Origin of the sequence: Anaerococcoides asporogena (genome assembly GCF_029590275.1) — a bacterium.
Lineage (GTDB): Bacteria > Bacillota > Clostridia > Clostridiales > Clostridiaceae > JG1575.
In genome coordinates this window covers 795,121-812,952 of the sequence record NZ_CP120965.1, presented here as the reverse complement: position 1 = coordinate 812,952, position 17,832 = coordinate 795,121, and the positions used below count along the sequence as shown (strand labels likewise).

Below are 17,832 nucleotides of genomic sequence, written 5' to 3'. Positions count from 1 at the left end.
TCCACTGTCCGCTCAATGCCTTAACGCGGCCGGACGTCATCCCATTCCCTGGATGAAGCTCCGTGGCGGGTTCCAGGGGATCCAAACGAGTCTTTTCACCATCCGACTCTCTCTGATGTTCCCACGCCCTGTACTTTTCCACTTCAATCACAATGCCTGATTCACTCCTAAATATGTCAGATCTCACCCGTTTTGTCAATGGAATGATAACTTATGTTAGTGCCAAGTTACCATTGGTATAGGAAATGGAATAAGTCCAAGATGAATTTCCCTTCAGGGTGACCCCTACTACTTGTATCAGCACAGGTGCAATGGTCAAACAGATCGATCAGATGTTACCTTCATTATATATTGTTCATTGCCAACATTTCTATTTTAAGACGGTGGCTTAGCTCTCCACGTTATGTTTGACGCATAAAATCTCTACCTATATACCATGTTCCAAGCATTGACTAAACGAAGGAATATGATCTCTGCTACCAGTTTACTCCGTTACATTACTCACAAAGATAGGCATGTTGGTAAATCGTAGCTTATATTCGTTAGTTTATATTTACGAAAGATCTAAAACTATTAATTTATATAGGCTTGAAGTTTTAAGGTGTATTTATACCATTTCCAGGCATTACTTTGAATCTCGTAGACGACTGAAGCAGCTCAACAAATAGCTATAAATAGAGTATGAACCGAGTTTGTGAGCCTTTACTGAAGGCCCCCTTCAAGAAGCCTTCAGTAATTCTAATCGGTGCGCTTAATCATCAGTTTTAGTGTATTATTCCTAAATGCCATCATCCAAATCTGCGTATACACTTTGATAATGGTATTTAATCAGTTGAAAATCTTCTAACTGCCAATATGATTAAACCTGTTTATTATGATCCCAAACACTAATCGAAATAGTTTAGAGAGTAATTGTACTATTGTTATGATTTCTTGGGCATTTATCAATAATTAAATGTAAATCGGTTAACAGATTAATGCTTGTGAATATTGCCTCGCCTTGATTTAACTTGGGTATCTGCTTAAACGAGTTATCAGTAAAAAAATTCCTTACTGCCTCCAATTCATTTTTATGGGTTAATCTGTGCACTAACATCGAACCAATTTGGCCTAAAAGTTCATTTGACACATCTTGAGGATTCTGAGTTGTTAAGAATAGAAATATTCCCTTCTTCCTCCCTTCTCTAGCAATTGCAGTTAATCCTGTTTGAAAACCTCCAGATCGTGGATCTTTAGAATACCTATGAACCTCATCGATAAACATCACAAAAGCGATCTTGTCTTTCTTTTTTCTGTTTATAATATAATTGCTTATAAGGTCAATTAACATCGCACCAATACCTTCACCAACTCCAATTTCTGAGGCATTAATGTATAGACTTTGAGTTTTGCCATTCATAAAGCTTGAAATTTCTTGGAGCAAATCAAATTTTTGGTCATTTCCGCCAAAAAAATCTTTCAAAAGAGCATTATTCAATTTATACTCTACTTTTTGGACAAGCCACTGCTTATTATTGAACTGAAAAGCACCACCTTGATATTTTTTCATGTTTTTATCTGCTTCAACGGCCTCTTCACTAATTTGACTAGGTAATAACGAAATATCAAAAGAAGTATCACTTGGAGTTAGAGAAGTCATCTCTTTTGAGACTTCATCCATATCTCTTCCCTTTTTTACATAAGGTGAAGTATGACCGTTTTTCTTTTGAAATCGCAAACTTTTGATTGCATCGGATAATACAGCTGGCTGCGTCGCATCATTAGTTTCAAACAAAGTCGCCCATTGTGAGAAAGAAACCTCTCCAGTATCTAAAACAGTGTCTGATCCAAGGACAAGAGTTTTCACTTTATCTTTAACAAACGATTCTGCGTACTCGCCACTCGGATCGATTACCAGTATCTTCTTTTCATCAAGGATCAATTTATCAAGGATCGAGAGACTAGTAGTTGATTTACCACTGTTTGTCGAACCGACCGCAATTAGGTGTCGATCAAATAATGTTTCTGGAGAAAGATTTAGATCCAGAAACCCCAAATTAGCGACTCTTGCAAATGAACTTAATTTTTTCTTCAGATAGTTTTCTTCCAATCGTGGATTTTCTATTGATTTTAAATACTTACTAGTTATTGCACTATTAGCAATATATACCGTGTCTGTTAGCCCAACAGCGTTAAAACCTATAGGTTTAAATGTATCGTCACCATTCTTCATCAATCCAAAAATATCGATGCTAAGTTCCGGATATATTTTTTCATTCTTAAAACTGGTTAAAGCATTATGCACACTTTCTGAATTAGGCATTTTGGATTGAAACACCTCACCAATAAAAAACCCTTGGATGGAATCAATTACTACAAAGTAATTAATAGTATTCGGAGTTAGAATCTCATTATTAATTCGTCTGGTATTAAGCCAGGTTAGGTTTTCTACTTGAGTAACACAACTGTTCTTATATACTTGGGAGACAACGCCTAGATAAAAATTATTTTTATCTATATCTGAATAGAACGAATCAATTATCATAACTATTCCCCCCAAAGTAATCCAGAAGGTCTCCGCTAAGACTCGCACGTAAAAAACATATTCTATAACCATCATTTTTTAGTTCTAATAATTCATCCCAATTTTTATTTGAACATTTTTGCTCTAATGTGTGACTTGTGCAAAGCAAAGATAAACTTGGTGAGGATTTTATCGCTTGAGTAATCATTTTAGAAATGTGGTTATCTGAAAAACTAAAGCCTGTTGTTATCAATAAAGTATTTGGCCTTTTGATAAGTTCTTGAAATTTTGAAAACAGCTCAAAATATGGTTTTTCATAGCTGTGCGAATACTTATTTGAGCTAGGAAAAATCATAATAGGATCGCTACTACTTGCCTTTCCAACCCTTGCGATATTATCGTCCTGTTTAATCCAACTTAGAGAACCATGAATTTTCAGTAAATTTACGGAAGACTTTTTATACTCAAGTTTTTCCGATTTTACATTGTAGATAGGCTTTACAAGAGACCAATCAAATAAATCTATATCAAAAATGCAGTTTGAATCGAAAGAAAATCCATCAAAAACTGTAAAACCAAGATGATTTGCAGCTTCTTCAAACAAAGTATCATAGTTAGTTGTGACAATGCTAAGTCGATTAGGCGCCTTGTGCAGACTAGATAATATCTTGATCAGTGACCCATGATTATGCTTATCTCTATCATATGAATAAGACGTCTTTTCTTTTATTATAGACAGAATTTTCTCTTTGCTTTTGCTATATTTCTTTTTAGTTTCTTCCTCTAAATATTCTTCATAAGTTATTACTTTTGATAAAAAATCTTCTAAGTTAAAAGTTGAATTGTACTTCCCATCAATTTCAATTGGAATGGCGTATTTGCATATTCTGCATAGCTCTTCAACGGGATATATAGTATCATCTTCCTTTAATATTGAATTAATGTTTTCTGCAAGCAGACTAACAGTGAATCCAAATTTTGTATCCGGAACCCCATTTTCTCCAGGCACGATTGATGCTCCAGCCCCAGCTAAAACAACAATGCTTTCAAAAGGGTAAATGAATTTAGTTATTTCATTTTTTATAACTTCCTTAAAATGACTCCAATTAAAAACCTTATCACCTTCACTCTCAAGCTCCATATCATTCTTGAAGTACCTATTTGATTTTCCGTTATCATGTAGCACATCTAAAATAGTGTTACGTGAATTGAAGTATATCTCTTTATCCATTTAGACCCCCTCGAAAGTTCATTTTTGCATCATTCATATACTCTTTCTCATATAGAATAATATCATTATTCTATATATCTTTCACTATTATCATAAATGTTATTCCAGTTGAACTAATCTCTCAGCCCAGTCAATATCATTGTCCATTTTACTGCTCTAAATAGAGGCGGTGCATTCTTAATAAAGTTAATTCTAATGCTTATACCAGCACAATTATTATCGTATCTTCATAGAGCATTAGGTTCAATTTATATAAAATACTTGCTTGATTTTTGGAATATATATATTAATAGGCAAATTCCTGATCTGTTAAAGACTTTCATTTGATATATAATACTATCTTCTCAATACTACTAAATGTGACTAATGGGATCCATGTACACGAGGTTAGACTTTTCTAAATGAACCTCCCCACCCCACTGGTAAGCAGTAAGAAGCTTCCTGTCCTCATGGCTGAAATCTACACAGGCGATTTTCTCTGAGAACAGCTCCGGTTGACCCAGGAGACCATAATGGCCAAAAAAGACTGGTGGTCCTATATATGGGATGAAATCCGGTCGATTCACCAGGGGAGCATCCGGAATCTTATCCATCTGCGGGCTGGGGATCAGGGCTGCCTCACGGTAGGATTTGAAGTCATCCCCCCACCATTTGATTCGCATCTGCTTCCGCTTATTCTTTTTCCGATCCAATATGGAATAATTTTCCGGCAGTTTCACTTCCGGTCCTTTGCAGAGCATTTCAACCGCAATGAAGTCCGGATGACCGTTTCGTGAGCTATTGATCCATTGCACCCCATGCAGACATCCTTCTTTGAAGGAATTATTCTGCTTCAACCTGGTCATTGAGGGCTCATGCCAGCAGGCATGGATAACCCGGAACTGGCCAAAATCCATCCAAAGTGGCAGTGTCTTGAACCACTGGATCAGCTCCCCATGGATTGGCTGGTTCACTACCTCGTTCAGAAAAGCTTGGTGCTGTTCTTGATTTTGTGAAGTGTGTTTTCTGAGAAATTCTCCTGGTTCCTCCGGATCCGGGGTTTCCCAGGCGATGGCATTGAATTCATGATTTCCCATGATGCAATGGGCATCATTATGTTCGACCATCCTTCGAACTAAGTTCACGGTCTTCACCTGTTGCAGACCGCCATCGACCAGATCCCCCAGAAAGATCGCCATATGCCCAGACTTATGCCATCCCTTGCTTGATTCTCTGTACCCAAGCTTCTTCAACAATTCCACCAGGTCATCATACCTGCCATGCACATCCCCGATAATATCGTAGTTCATTCTGTCTCCTCAGCCATTTGACATTTGATTAGATTCTATCCACAAAACTCGTTCATTTGCTTCAGGTTATTCCGCAGTTCAATACTACCAGGGATCGTCTTCCCTGGTAGTGTCTTGAATCCCTCTTTTCTCTCCGGCTCAGTACCTAAATGTCAAACAAGCGGTCTCCATACTTGAAGCCCGTATTTCGATCGTAGCGGCCGGCCTGCTCTTTCAGATTATGGGTCAGATCGAATTGTGCCACGAACACTTCGATTCCGCCGCGAGGATATTTCTTTTTGATAACATCGACATTCTCATCGGGCATCACGTATACCGGAAAGTCTTCGAATCCCTCGGCATAGTCCCATGTATCGCACACGATCAGGCAGTGAGAAGCACCTTTTTCTTTCCCTTCTTCCAACCATTGCAGCAGCGTCTCATTATCCACACGATAATCCATAGTTACCCCCTTCGATTCTTTTTGATTATTACCCGGCACATCAGTCCAGCTCTTCATTCCGGGCCTTGTGCTCTCATCCCTGACTCAGTCTGGGCCCTCTCTTCGGTTTCCTGGTCCTTAATGAAAAAGACGGCAAATCCATACGTCCCCTTCCCGATTCCGGCACGGGCTTCCGGATCCAGGAAGACATCCAGCGGCAGGACAAATCGGGCCCAATAGCCTCGCTCGTTCCGGGATTCCAGCAGCTTGTTGAATTCATTGGTGTATCCGTTGTTCCGAGTGATTAATTTAAATTCCATTCGGGTCCGGCGATCAGAGGGGAGAGGAGCACCAGTACTTTCAGAACATAATTGCCTCTGGTTCTGGTATAGATGGCGCCGCCGGAAGTCTGATGAATCGGCACGATGCCTGTGACCTCATACCCCTCATCCAGGATCGAGTTGATCTGCTCCGGAGTTCCCGTCAGGCTTAACTCACATACCTTCTGATGCTTCATTTGGTTAAGCTCTGCCTCAGTCATCGCTTTCACCAATGGTCAGGGTCAATTCCAGTAAATCGCTGTTTTTATGATTCGGCAGCAGCTGAATTCTATCTACGGGGAATTTCTCAGGATCAATAGGGATACCCTGTGTTTCAAGATAATCGACAACCTGGCTTTTCGAGTACTGTTCCAAACCCTGAACGGGGAACCGGTAGGTTAGAAAGGTAAATCCCGCTTCTCCCCACATTTCTGCCTGAAAGCTTCGGCCATCGGGCAGACAGTCCTCCTGCACCGCAAAGCTGCTGGAATCATCCCAGACATTTTCTTCTTCGATCCCGTTTGATTCCGATGGCTGTTGACTGGTTCCTGTCATTTTCCTTCCCTCCTGTCATGGTGTAGTATCTATTACTAATATTCCACAAAATCATGGGAGCGGCTGCCGTTCAAGTACCGATCCCGGGAATCCATTCAGTGATACATTGCCTATTCGGGCATCCACACAAAGCCTTCTTTCCCTACATAAATAAATACGATGTTCAACGGGGTATCCCTCACCATTTCCAGATAGCCGTCGTATTTTTCAAAAATCGCTGAGTTCCATTTCGTGGTGATGAAATAGATATCTTTCGTATTCCTGCAGTGCTTGGAAACATGATCAAGGCTTTCAAGCAGTCGTTTTTCAAAGCTGTCATTCTGAAAGCAGAAGGTGACAAGGAGCTCGGTGCATCCCCGCCGATTGGATGAAGATGGAATCATATTGAATCCATCAACGGAAGGGGATCCATTGCCCTGACGATGGATTTGGTCCGTTTCAGTCCAAACATCACCGACGATACGATCCGGATCAGCCTCTTCCAATCCGTCCGACATCCGAGCATCATCGATAACTGGATTTTTTCGGACACGACCTTCCAATCCTTCCGATATCCTGTCATTAAGCCTTCGCAGAATGTCTTCGATAACCGGCGGTACGATTGCTTCGCCACGATACCTGTTCCTGCGACCCATTTGATTAATACCTGCTAATGTCATTTCACTCGCTCCTCTGCCATTTAATGAACTGTGATCATTTCAACTTTTCGCACCATATATTCACTTCTTTCTACAGCTCAATTGTATGTTATTATATGGACATTTTTCTTAAAAAAGAACCTTTAATTATAATAATTATTAACCCCATTACGGTCCCCAAAATGCTGAATTAATATCTATTCCTAACTTTTTTGAACCGATTCATTCTATGCGGCTTGTTTGCCAGCGCACTGGCACACTGAATCGCAGAAAAAGCGCCTGGAGCAGTTTACAACCGCTTCAGGCGCTTTTTATCACAAGATCAGTATTTATATCTTACAGGCATGAGATTAATGGGCGGGGTGTTCCTTCTGAGAGTGGCTGGACCAGAGGCTGACCAGGCGAGTGCCCAGATTGGCCAGGGCAAGGCCGGCGATGGTGATGACCATTCCGGTGATCTGTCTGGTGTCCAGCGTTTCGTGGAGCAGCGTGACGGAGGCCAGGACTCCGACCAGCGGAACCAGCAGGGAGAAGGGCGACACGAGGGAAGCAGAATATTTCCCAATGAGGCTGGCCCAGAGGCCATAGGCTACGAAAGTGGACAGGATCACCATGTAGGCCAGGGACAGGAGAGCGGGTGCTTTCAGCTGCATCACGGCGTTGAAGACCACCTGCGGAGTTTCCAGGACAGCTGACAAAGCGAACATGGGAAGCGGAATGAAGAGCGAGGACCAGACCAGAACTTCCAGGGAACTGGTGCGTTTGCCCTGTTTGATGTTATACTCCGCGATCTGGCGATAGACCACATTGGACACGCCGAAGCTGGCGGCCGCCAGGATGACCAGGAAGAACGGCAGCAGCGGCAGCGTCCGGTCGCTCTGGAACACGCCGCCCAGATAGAGGACGCCGAACACTGATAAGAGGATTCCCCCGATCTGGATCCGGGTGATTTTCTCATGAAGCAGGAGCGCTGCCAGGGGCAGTCCAAACATGACCTGAGCCTGAATCAGTACCGAAGCAATGCCGGCCGGCATCCCGATCTGTATGGCGTAAAACAGGAAGCCAAACTGCGCAATGCCCATAAAGAAACCATACCTGAAAAGATACTGCCACGGCAGATTGGGTCGTTTAATCCACAGGCAGGCCGGAAAGAAGACCAGCAGAAACCGTACTCCGACCAGAAATAGCGGAGGAAAACCGGACAGGCCGATCTTGATCGCCACAAAATTACAGCCCCATAAAATCACCACAATCAAAATCAGTAAAAAATCCCTCAAACTTAAGCTGCGCTGCTTCATCATCTACCCCCCGGCCGGACTCCGTTTCCGGCTTGTGTCCTGAACTCTTTTGTTCTATTAAACATCATACCACCAGTCGGAACCGGTGGGCCTGGGTCTTTTCAAAGGAAACCCGGCAAATCCAGTAATTTCCCAAATCCAGAAATTTTCGCGAATCCAGAGGATTTCCATATCCAGATATGCCTTTTTTCCCAGATTTCCCAAATCCCTCCTATTCCAGGAAATCTGAATTCCCATAATCGCGAATGTCCGAATTCCGATTCCTGGATTCCTGGATTCTCCTAATAACCAGAATTACTCAAATAACCTGAATTCCCTGAAACTGCGAATTTTCGAATCATTGGAACCAATCTTTTCCTGTTGTATAATGAGGACAGAAAAACCATCAACGAATGGAGTGCTGACATGACTAATACCATCGTCCTGCTTCTGATCAGTTTTCTGGTCCTGCTGGCCGTTCTGGCCGTCGACTATTATTTTTACCGAACCAAAAAAACCATCTACATGACCAATCAGAGTCATGTTAATTTGTATGTCGTTCCCTTCCTGCTCTCCTTTGTCCTGTTCACCATCGCCATCTCCGGCGAAGGCATGACGCCCATCGGACTGACCATGCTGCTGATCTTCCTCGGGGTCTACATCTATATCCTGACCTATGACAAGATCATTCTGATGGGAGCGGATCTGGATGACGTGACCCGCGAACTGGATGAATACCTGAAGGAATCGGGCCGCAGCTTCCGAATCTTCCCCAGCAGTGAGCTGAGCCGCACAGTGGAGATCAACAACTACCGCAATGCCCTGATCATCCGGGACGCCGACAAGTGGATCGAGATCGACAACCATATTCATTATGACGAAGCCTTCGTCGCGGATCTCAATGATCATTTCCGCAAACGGGCCTCCACATTGAAAAAGAAACGGATTGTCCCCAACTTCTTTTTCTATGTCCTGGTCCTCTTCATCATCGGAATCGCCGCCTTCTTCTGCAACTTCTACCTGACCCACGGATCAGTTCCGCTGATGGGATAATCCCTCCGGCAGGTTATCTGGAAGAATAACCGGAAGTATGACCGCAGGTTATCCGGAAGTATGACTGCCGATTGATTGGTCGTATGACTCGGTTCGTCTGCAGATCGTCATTCCTTACTTTGAGTCCGTCACACTGAATAATTATGATATTAATCCTAATAAAATGCAACCCATCATTCGGAACCATTCTCCGATTGGCGGGCTGCATTTTTGTCTTTGAGTCAAATATCCCTCTTCGGAGCTGAATACCTATTGACATTCCTCGTAATCTCCGGATTAATCAACCTGCATATTTCCTGAATCTGAACATCGATTACACGCAGTCTCTTCTCCCCGAAAATTGCAATATTCATAATTATTCATCCAATTCAAGGAAAACCTATTGACACAATTCCAGTAAAAACGTAAACTTGTGCCAATTTAAGAATTCGCTTTGTGAGAAGAGGTTGCGCCATGTTAAGAGTACCGGAAGGGAAAGGGGCTGGCGCCGAAGCATCAGTGCTGGGGGCATGCTGAACAAGCATGTCACTGTTTCCGGATCGTTGCCCAATGGTCCGGAGAAGCGCTTCCACGAGGTCGGGCGATTGCATGGTGTTATTGGATAACCGTGGGCATTCGCTCACGGTTTTTCTATATTTCCGGGATCTTGAACCACCAGAATGAGATCGACAATCTACCAATTTTTTAGAGGAGGCAAACCAATGGACTGGACACAGCGATGGGAACAACACAATGGAGAACTGGTGCTGGGCGGGGTGGAAGCCGGCAAGCTGGCGCGGACCTACGGCACGCCGCTCTATGTCATGGACGAAGGCCGGATGCGTAGCAAAATGCAGGCATACCGCCAGGCCATGACCGGATCCCGGCTGGAGGGCGAAGTACTATATGCCTCCAAGGCATTCCTGTGCCAGGCCATGGTCCGGATCCTGGCGGAGGAAGGCCTGTCGCTGGATGTCGTCTCCGGCGGAGAGCTCTATACGGCACTGTCCGCCGGCTTCGATGCTTCTCGGATCTACTTTCACGGCAACAACAAGTCGGAGGCGGAGCTGGCTCAGGCGCTGGACGCCGGGGTGGGCTGCATCATTCTCGACAATGAAACCGAGGCCAGCCGGCTGATCCACCTCCTGGAAGGCACCGGACGACGCCAGCGGGTGCTGGTCCGGATCAATCCGGGCATCGAAGCTCATACCCACGAATACATCAGCACGACCCGGAATGATTCGAAATTCGGATTAAGCATGTTCCAGCCGGAAACTGCTCAATTTCTGCGGGAGCTGGCGCATCAGCCCTCCCTGGAACTGGAAGGACTGCACTGCCACATCGGCTCTCAGATCTTTGAAGCAAATTCCTTTGCCTCCGCCGCCGAGGTCATGCTGAACTATCTGGCTGACCTGTCCCGGGCGGGACTTTCCCTCAAGGTTCTGGATCTGGGCGGCGGCTTCGGCGTCCGCTACGTCAGCGGCGACGAGCCCCTGGAACCCGAAGCCTTTCTGCCTCAGCTGCTGGAACTCATCGCCGATGGTCTGGAAGCCCGCGGTCTCCCGCCGGTCCGGATCCTCATCGAGCCGGGACGCTCCATCGTCGCCGAAGCCGGTGTCACCCTCTACACTGTCGGCGGCACCAAAGCCACCTATGGCGGCACCCGCTACGTCTTCGTCGACGGCTCCATGGCCGACCATATCCGAACCGCCCTGTACGGGGCCAGCTACGAGGCCGTCCTGGCCCAGCGGGTTGAGGCCCCGGCAGAATCCGTCTATACGGTAACGGGCAAGGCCTGCGAATCCGGCGACATCCTGATCCTCGGCATCCCCCTCCCTCAGCCGGCTGCCGGCGAACTCCTGGCGGTTTTCAGCACCGGTGCCTACCATTACTCCATGGCATCCAACTACAATCGCCTCCCCCGCCCCGCCGTTGTGCTGGTGCACGAGGGAAAAAGCCGGCTGGCGGTGCGGCGTGAAAGCTATGAAGACCTGATCCGAAACGATGTCGAGGAGGCATATCACGAATGAGAAAAGTACTGAAATTTGGCGGATCCTCGCTGGCGGATCTGGATAAGATGAGGAATGTGGCCCAAAAAGTCCGGGACCGGGCGCTGCAGGGCGAAGAACTGGTGGTGGTGGTCTCCGCCATGGGCAAGACCACCAACCAGCTGATGGCCATGATCGGCGAAGCGTCCCAGGCGCCTTCCAAGCGGGAAGTGGACGTTATGCTCTCCACCGGAGAACAGGTTTCCATCGCCCTGTTAGCCATGATCCTCCAGGAACTGGGCACACCGGCCATCTCGCTGACGGGCTTTCAGGCGGGAATCCTGACGGAAGGCCTGCATACCAAAACCAAGATTCTGGACATTGATACCACGGCCGTGGAACGGCAGCTCGCCTCCGGCAACGTGGTCGTGGTGGCCGGCTTCCAGGGCTACAACGAAGCCGGTGATATTACCACCCTGGGCCGCGGCGGCTCCGATACCACGGCCGTGGCCCTGGCGGCCAAGCTGGGCTGCGGCTGCGAGATCTACACCGACGTCAGCGGAATCTACGGGGTCGATCCCCGCCTCTTTCCCCCAGCCCGCCAGCTGGAGGAAATCACCTGGGAAGAAATGAAAGAAATGGCGTTTCTGGGATCCAAGGTCATGGAACCCCGCTCCGTTGACATCGCACAGCACTTCGGCGTTGAAATCTATGTGGCATCGGCCCACGAGAACATCACCGGCACCTATATCAGAAAGGCAGGAAAATCCATGGAACATCGCAGCATCACCGGTTTATCCGTTCTCGAACACATCATGATGGTCACCCTTCGGAACCTTCCGATGGATTCCGACCAGGTCGCCGAAGTCTTTACCCGACTGGCCGGAGAAGAGATCAACATCGACATGATCTCCCAGATCCCCATGGCCGACGGCACCGTCAGCCTCTCCTTCACCGCTCCGGCGCTGGACCGCGCGGCAGTGGAAGCACTGCTCCGGGACCTGCTTCAGACACTGCCCGGCGTATCGATGGACATCGAAACCGGCCTGATCAAGGTGTCGGTGGTGGGCTCCGGCATGCGCACCCAGAGCGGCGTAGCCGCCCGGCTGTTCCAGATCCTGTCCGACCATAAAATCCCCTTCCGCCAGGTATCCACCTCGGAGATCTCCATCTCCTACACCATGGCCGAGAAGTACAAGGAACCGGCCGTTGCGGCGATCGCCAGCGCCTTCGACCTGTAATGGGAGGGAACGCCATGCGGTTTGTCAAATACCACGGGACAGGCAATGATTTCATCGTCCCCCTGGACCCGTTGCCAGCCGGAGATCTCCCGGACCTGGCTCGCCGGCTCTGTCACCGTCAGTTCGGCTTCGGCGCCGACGGGCTCCTGGTCCCGACGGCGTCCGAGCAGGCTGAAATCCGGATGCTGTACTTCAACCAGGACGGGACGCCCGCTCCGATGTGCGGCAACGGCCTGCGCTGCTTTGCCCGGCACGTGCATGAAACCGGCCTGGTCAGAAAAACGGAGTTCACCGTGGAAACCGGAGCCGGGATCCTGACCGTCGATGTCAGCGCCGGCTATGAGGAAATTCGGGTAGAAATCGGCACCCCGGTCTTTGCGGTGGAGCCCCCGGATACGATCCGCCCGGTGCCATCGGGCGAAGTGCTGGAGCTGGAGGCCGGAAGCCGGCGTTATGAACTGGAGATCCTGGTCCTGGGCACGCTCCACGCCGTGGCATTCACCTGGGACAACATTCCGGAGGCGGAGGCCGATGCCCTGTGCCACCACCCGTTCTTCCCCCGGCGAATCAATGTGAATTTTGTTCAGGTTAAGGATCGGACCCACCTGACGGTGAGGACCTACGAACGAGGCGTCGGCTACACCTGGTCCTGCGGCACCGGCGTCTGCGCCGCAGTCGCCGTGGCCAGCCGCCGCGGTCTGATCGAAGGCACCGCCCAGGTTAACGTTCCGGGCGGCAGCCTCACCGTAGAGACCGGTGAACGCTTCTGGCTCACCGGACCGGCCGTACGAATTGGAAAAGGAGAGATGGAAAATGAAACGTGTTAATTTAGCAATTGTCGGTGCGACCGGAATGGTCGGCCAGACCTTTCTGCAGGTCCTGGAGGATCTGGATGTACCCGTAGGCGAACTGGTGCTGCTGGCCTCGCAGCGTACGGCCGGTCAGACCGTTAGCTTCAAGGGACGCGACTATACGGTGGAGCTTCTGACCCCGCAGGCGCTGGATCCCGTCCGGTTCCAGTACGCCCTGTTCTCAGCCGGCGGTTCCGTCAGTACTGAATATGCCCCGCTGGCCGCCAAAGCCGGCATCACCGTCATCGACAACTCCAGTGCCTGGCGCATGGATCCGGCGGTTCCCCTGGTGGTGCCCGAAGTCAATTTCGATGCCATCGGTCCCCAGGACCATCTCATCGCCAATCCCAACTGCAGCACGATCCAGAGCGTCCTGCCCCTGAAGGTCCTGCATGACCTGTTCGGCCTCACCCGGGTTGTCTATACCACCTACCAGGCCGTGTCGGGATCCGGCTACCGCGGCACCGCCGATCTGGCCAGAACCCAGCGCGGCGAGAAGCCCGCCTTCTACCGCCACCCCATTGCCGACAACTGCCTGCCCGAGATCGATGTGTTTTTGCCCAGCGGCTACACCAAGGAAGAGCAGAAGATGATCGACGAAACCCGCAAGATCCTGGGTGATGACGCCATGGCCGTCAGCGCCACCTGCGTCCGGGTTCCGGTCCGCAACGGCCACAGCGTCGCCATCAATGTCACGACAAAGCGGCCCTTCGATTTGGATCAGCTGCATGAAGCGCTGGCCGCCGCCCCGGGAATCGGGCTGCGGATCGAACCGGAGAATTACCCCACGGCCCGCCAGGCCAGCGGCCAGGACCTGGTCCTGGTGGGACGGATCCGTCCCGACGACAGTTTCCCCAACACCCTGCACCTTTGGACCGTCGCGGACAACATCCGCAAGGGGGCCGCGACCAACGCGGTACAGATTTTAATGAAATGCATGGAGGCAAGATCATGAATTTATGGAATGGCGCCGGAGTTGCCATCGTAACTCCCTTTCAGAATGGAATCATTGATTATCCGGCAATGGCGGAGCTGATGGAATGGCAGATCGCCGAGGGCACCGATGCCTTCATCGTCGCCGGAACTACCGGGGAATCGGCCACCCTGTCCAAGGAAGAAAAACTGGAGCTGTTCGCCTTCGCCCTGAAGACGGTGAACGGTCGGATTCCTCTGATCGCCGGAACCGGATCCAACAACACCCAGGACTCGATCGCGCTGTCCGTGGCGGCCCAGGAACTGGGCGTGGACGGCCTGCTGCTGGTCACCCCCTACTACAACAAGCCCTCCCAGAGAGGCCTCCTGGCCCATTACAAGGCCATCGCCGAAGCGGTTTCGATTCCGATCATTCTCTACAACGTGCCGGGGCGGACCAGCGTGGACCTGCTGCCGGAAACGGTCATTGAACTGTCCTTTGTACCCCATATCGTTGCGCTGAAGGAAGCTTCCGGCCACCCCGAACGCTGCGGCCAGATTCTGGCCCAGGCCAAGGAAGGCTTCAAAGTCTACTCCGGAAACGACAACGAGATCTTCGACTTCATGGAACAGGGCGGCCACGGCGTTATCTCCGTACTGTCCAACGTGGCCCCCCGGGCGACCCATGATATCGTGGCCGCCTATCTGGCAGGCGACGTGGATCGTTCCCGGGCTTTGCAGGCGGAATACGACCGGCTGATCGCGGATCTGTTCATCGAGACCAATCCCGTGCCGGTAAAGGAAGCGCTGAATCTGATGGGACGACCCGTCGGCGGCTTCCGGCTGCCTCTGGTGGAACTGGCCCCGAATAACCGCCAGACCCTGTCGGAGACACTGGCTCATTATGGGCTGCTGGCCCAGGGAGGTGCCTGATGATCCTCGGAATCCACGGCAGCACCGGCCATATGGGCCGAGTGCTGGCCGAACTCTATGCCAGCGAAGAGCCCGATACCCATATTCTGGGATTCCATACCGGCCGGCCGCTGGCAGAGCATGAGGGGCAGCCCCTGGATGTCATCATTGACTTTTCGCACCGGGATGCCCTGCCGGAAGTTCTGGATTACTGCCGCAGCCATGGCACTCCCCTGGTGCTCGCCACCACGGGTTTTGACCCGGAGGCCGTAACTCAGATCCATGAAGCGGCGGCTTCCTTCCCCCTGTTTCAGAGCGCGAACCTGAGCCTGGGGATCCATGCTCTGCGCGCCCTGGTCCGGGAAGCGGCCCGTCTGCTGGGCGAGGACGCGGACATTGAAATCATTGAGCGCCATCACCGCCGCAAGCTGGACGCTCCCAGCGGAACAGCCCTGCTCCTGCTGGAGGAAGCTTCCCGGAGAGGCGATCCCAAAGTTGTCAATGGCCGAAGCGGTCAGGCGCCGCGTACGCCGGGAGAGATTGGAATCCACGCCGTTCGCGGCGGCACCATTGTCGGCGAGCACACGGTGCTGTTCGCCCTGAACGGAGAAACCATCGAACTGACCCACCGGGGAGAATCCCGGGCGCTGTTCGCCCGCGGCGCAATGAAAGCCGCGAGCTTTATCCTGCACCAGGCACCCGGACTTTACGGCATGGCGGATCTGTTCCGCCCGGAGGATGAGTCATGAATGAATTTTTAAGCGATGCCTACGCCATTGCGGCTTACATTAAAAACGCGGTTCGCCAGACGCCGGTCAAGCTCTACGTCAAAGGCGACCTGGCCGAAGCCGACTTCTCCGGTCTGCGGGTGTTCGGCGAAGGACCGTCCTACACCCTCTTTGGAGAAGCGGAAGCCGTTGGCCGGTTTCTGGAAGCGAACCGGGACCGGATCACGGATCAGGTCGTGGAATGCGATCGGCGCAATTCCGCCATTCCCCTGCTGGATATCCGGGCAGTGGACGCGCGCATTGAGCCGGGCGCCCATATCCGGGAGTTCGTGCAGATCGGCAAAGGGGCCATCATCATGATGGGCGCGGTCCTGAACATCGGCGCGGTCATCGGGGAAGGCACCATGGTGGATATGAATGCGGTGGTAGGTGCCAGGGGCACCATCGGCCGCAACTGCCACATCGGCGCAGGCGCCGTCGTGGCCGGCGTGCTGGAACCCCCTTCCAGCACCCCGGTGATTATTGAAGACGGGGTACTGGTCGGAGCCAACGCGGTGATCTTGGAAGGTGTCCGCGTCGGCGCCAACGCGGTGGTTGCCGCCGGATCCGTCGTGACCCGGGATGTCCCGCCCGATGCCGTCGTCGCCGGAGCGCCGGCCAAGGTCATCAAGCAGAAGGACGAGCAGACCGCGGAGAAGACAAAGCTCCTGGAGGATCTGCGCTAGATCGGCGGAAGATATCAGAATGAAGCTAAGAAATAAAGCAGCCAGCCGGGTGAAACCCTGCTGAAAGGAGATGCCATGGAAGGGTTACTGGAATATGTTCGGCAGACCCGACAGACACTGCATCGGATTCCTGAGCTGGGATTCGATCTGCCCAAGACCTCCCGCTGGATTCATGACGAACTGATTCGACTGGGTTATGAGCCGATCCCGGCGGCCCGATCCGGCTGGATCGCGGTACTGCCTGGCAAGTCGGCACAAGCGGTAGCATTCCGGGCAGACATGGATGCTCTGGCGATGGCGGAGGGGACGGACCGGGGGTTCCCGTCGCTGCATCCGGGACGGATGCATGCCTGCGGTCACGACGGCCATATGGCTCTGCTTCTGGGTTTTGCCCGGGTGCTGAAGGAAGGTCCTGTGCCGGATTCGACTGTGGTGCTGATTTTCCAGCCGGCGGAGGAAGGCCCGGGGGGTGCCCGTTTGATCGTGGAATCAGGGATTCTGCAGGAACTTCAGGTCCGGCGAATCTACGGCATCCATCTCTATCCGGGTCTGGCGGAAGGGAAATTCGGTCTGGCCCGCGGCCCCTTCATGGCCCGCAACGGGGAGTTCGACATACAGCTCACGGGGCAGGGTGCCCATGCCGGGCAACCGCATCAGGGCATCGATGCCCTGGCGGCCGGGGCGGCCCTGGTCAGCCAGATCCATCTCATTCCGTCCCGATCGCTGGATCCCCTGTCCCCGGCCGTTCTCAACATCGGGACATTCCAGGCCGGCGAGGTGAGAAACGCGGTGGCGAAGGAAGCCGCTCTGACGGGAACCATCCGAGCCTTTGACCGCTTGACCTATGAGCGGATCAAGCAGGAGCTGGAAGCCAAAACCCTGGGCATCGCCCAAAGCTTCGGCGTCAAAGCCGATCTGGCCATCCGGGATTTCTACCCGGAGGTGCGCAATGATGCGGCGCTGGTGGATGAACTGATTGGTCTGCTGTCCCCACCGGATTATGAAATGCTCCAGCCGTTGATGCTGGCGGAGGATTTTTCGCTTTATCAGCAGGAGTTCCCCGGGGTCTTCCTGTTCCTTGGGACGGGATCCCCCGAGAAAGGCTTCACCCATCCATTGCACAGCCCGCTGTTTGACTTTGACGAGGCCGTCCTTCTGCGCGGCATTGAGCTTTACCGCCGGATTCTGGGCCTGACGCCAGAAGGTTGA

Annotated in this window: 18 protein-coding genes, 1 riboswitch and 1 other annotated feature (1 of these 20 only partly in view); of the genes, 9 read left to right on the top strand and 9 right to left on the bottom strand. The window is 51.0% G+C overall.

All coding sequences use genetic code 11. The features are described 5' to 3' along the window. Window positions 1–157 (bottom strand) — a binding site (T-box leader); it reaches 47 nt to the left of the window's first position. Between the two features lie 744 nt (window positions 158–901). The 9 genes from P6M73_RS03910 to P6M73_RS03870 form a co-directional block, all read right to left on the bottom strand. Next, window positions 902–2,524, bottom strand: a complete 1,623-nt coding sequence (locus P6M73_RS03910) for an ATP-binding protein (RefSeq protein WP_277854822.1) — start codon at window positions 2,522–2,524, stop codon at window positions 902–904. Further along, window positions 2,514–3,734 carry an SIR2 family protein gene (locus P6M73_RS03905; protein WP_277854821.1) on the bottom strand — a complete coding sequence of 407 codons (1,221 nt, stop codon included), beginning with the start codon at window positions 3,732–3,734 and terminating at the stop codon, window positions 2,514–2,516. Before P6M73_RS03905 ends, P6M73_RS03910 begins: the two co-directional genes overlap by 11 nt. Before the next feature lie 353 nt (window positions 3,735–4,087). Further along, window positions 4,088–5,023 (bottom strand): metallophosphoesterase, encoded by a 936-nt coding sequence (locus P6M73_RS03900; RefSeq protein ID WP_277854820.1) that lies wholly within the window; start codon window positions 5,021–5,023, stop codon window positions 4,088–4,090. 145 nt (window positions 5,024–5,168) lie between these two features. Next, the gene (locus P6M73_RS03895; protein ID WP_277854819.1) at window positions 5,169–5,465 is read right to left on the bottom strand and encodes a hypothetical protein; all 297 of its coding nucleotides are present in this window, start codon (window positions 5,463–5,465) and stop codon (window positions 5,169–5,171) included. A 53-nt stretch (window positions 5,466–5,518) separates the two neighbouring features. Further along, entirely contained in the window at window positions 5,519–5,764 is a 246-nt protein-coding gene (locus tag P6M73_RS03890; RefSeq protein ID WP_277854818.1) for a hypothetical protein, read from the bottom strand. Then, window positions 5,749–5,961, bottom strand: coding sequence for a hypothetical protein (locus P6M73_RS03885; protein ID WP_277854817.1), 213 nt, complete (start codon window positions 5,959–5,961; stop codon window positions 5,749–5,751). The genes P6M73_RS03890 and P6M73_RS03885 overlap by 16 nt, the downstream gene beginning before the upstream one ends. A gap of 16 nt (window positions 5,962–5,977) precedes the next feature. Further along, window positions 5,978–6,319 carry a hypothetical protein gene (locus tag P6M73_RS03880; protein ID WP_277854816.1) on the bottom strand — a complete coding sequence of 114 codons (342 nt, stop codon included), beginning with the start codon at window positions 6,317–6,319 and terminating at the stop codon, window positions 5,978–5,980. A 110-nt stretch (window positions 6,320–6,429) separates the two neighbouring features. Beyond that, window positions 6,430–6,978, bottom strand: a complete 549-nt coding sequence (locus P6M73_RS03875; RefSeq protein ID WP_277854815.1) for a hypothetical protein — start codon at window positions 6,976–6,978, stop codon at window positions 6,430–6,432. A gap of 329 nt (window positions 6,979–7,307) precedes the next feature. Further along, window positions 7,308–8,258, bottom strand: coding sequence for an EamA family transporter (locus P6M73_RS03870; protein WP_277854814.1), 951 nt, complete (start codon window positions 8,256–8,258; stop codon window positions 7,308–7,310). A gap of 402 nt (window positions 8,259–8,660) precedes the next feature. On the opposite strand from P6M73_RS03870, the gene P6M73_RS03865 reads away from it, so the two are divergent. From P6M73_RS03865 to P6M73_RS03825, 9 genes are all read left to right on the top strand, one after another. Then, window positions 8,661–9,287, top strand: coding sequence for a hypothetical protein (locus P6M73_RS03865; RefSeq protein ID WP_277854813.1), 627 nt, complete (start codon window positions 8,661–8,663; stop codon window positions 9,285–9,287). A 432-nt stretch (window positions 9,288–9,719) separates the two neighbouring features. Next, window positions 9,720–9,863, top strand: a riboswitch (Lysine riboswitch). A gap of 125 nt (window positions 9,864–9,988) precedes the next feature. Further along, a complete protein-coding gene (lysA, locus tag P6M73_RS03860) occupies window positions 9,989–11,296 on the top strand; it encodes a diaminopimelate decarboxylase (protein WP_277854812.1) in 1,308 nt (435 codons plus the stop codon). Continuing rightward, window positions 11,293–12,495, top strand: a complete 1,203-nt coding sequence (locus P6M73_RS03855; protein WP_277854811.1) for an aspartate kinase — start codon at window positions 11,293–11,295, stop codon at window positions 12,493–12,495. The genes lysA and P6M73_RS03855 overlap by 4 nt, the downstream gene beginning before the upstream one ends. 14 nt (window positions 12,496–12,509) lie before the next feature. Then, window positions 12,510–13,322: a diaminopimelate epimerase gene (gene dapF / locus P6M73_RS03850; protein ID WP_277854810.1), complete on the top strand. Its 813-nt coding sequence runs from the start codon at window positions 12,510–12,512 to the stop codon at window positions 13,320–13,322. Continuing rightward, complete coding sequence (locus P6M73_RS03845; protein WP_277854809.1) at window positions 13,309–14,301, top strand: aspartate-semialdehyde dehydrogenase; 993 nt, start codon at window positions 13,309–13,311, stop codon at window positions 14,299–14,301. Before dapF ends, P6M73_RS03845 begins: the two co-directional genes overlap by 14 nt. Continuing rightward, on the top strand, window positions 14,298–15,191 hold the full coding sequence (gene dapA, locus P6M73_RS03840) for a 4-hydroxy-tetrahydrodipicolinate synthase (RefSeq protein ID WP_277854808.1): 894 nt from the start codon (window positions 14,298–14,300) through the stop codon (window positions 15,189–15,191). The genes P6M73_RS03845 and dapA overlap by 4 nt, the downstream gene beginning before the upstream one ends. After that, the gene (gene dapB / locus P6M73_RS03835; RefSeq protein ID WP_277854807.1) at window positions 15,191–15,919 is read left to right on the top strand and encodes a 4-hydroxy-tetrahydrodipicolinate reductase; all 729 of its coding nucleotides are present in this window, start codon (window positions 15,191–15,193) and stop codon (window positions 15,917–15,919) included. The genes dapA and dapB overlap by 1 nt, the downstream gene beginning before the upstream one ends. Continuing rightward, window positions 15,916–16,623, top strand: a complete 708-nt coding sequence (dapD, locus tag P6M73_RS03830) for a 2,3,4,5-tetrahydropyridine-2,6-dicarboxylate N-acetyltransferase (RefSeq protein WP_277854806.1) — start codon at window positions 15,916–15,918, stop codon at window positions 16,621–16,623. The genes dapB and dapD overlap by 4 nt, the downstream gene beginning before the upstream one ends. A gap of 75 nt (window positions 16,624–16,698) precedes the next feature. Further along, a complete protein-coding gene (locus tag P6M73_RS03825; protein WP_277854805.1) occupies window positions 16,699–17,832 on the top strand; it encodes a M20 metallopeptidase family protein in 1,134 nt (377 codons plus the stop codon).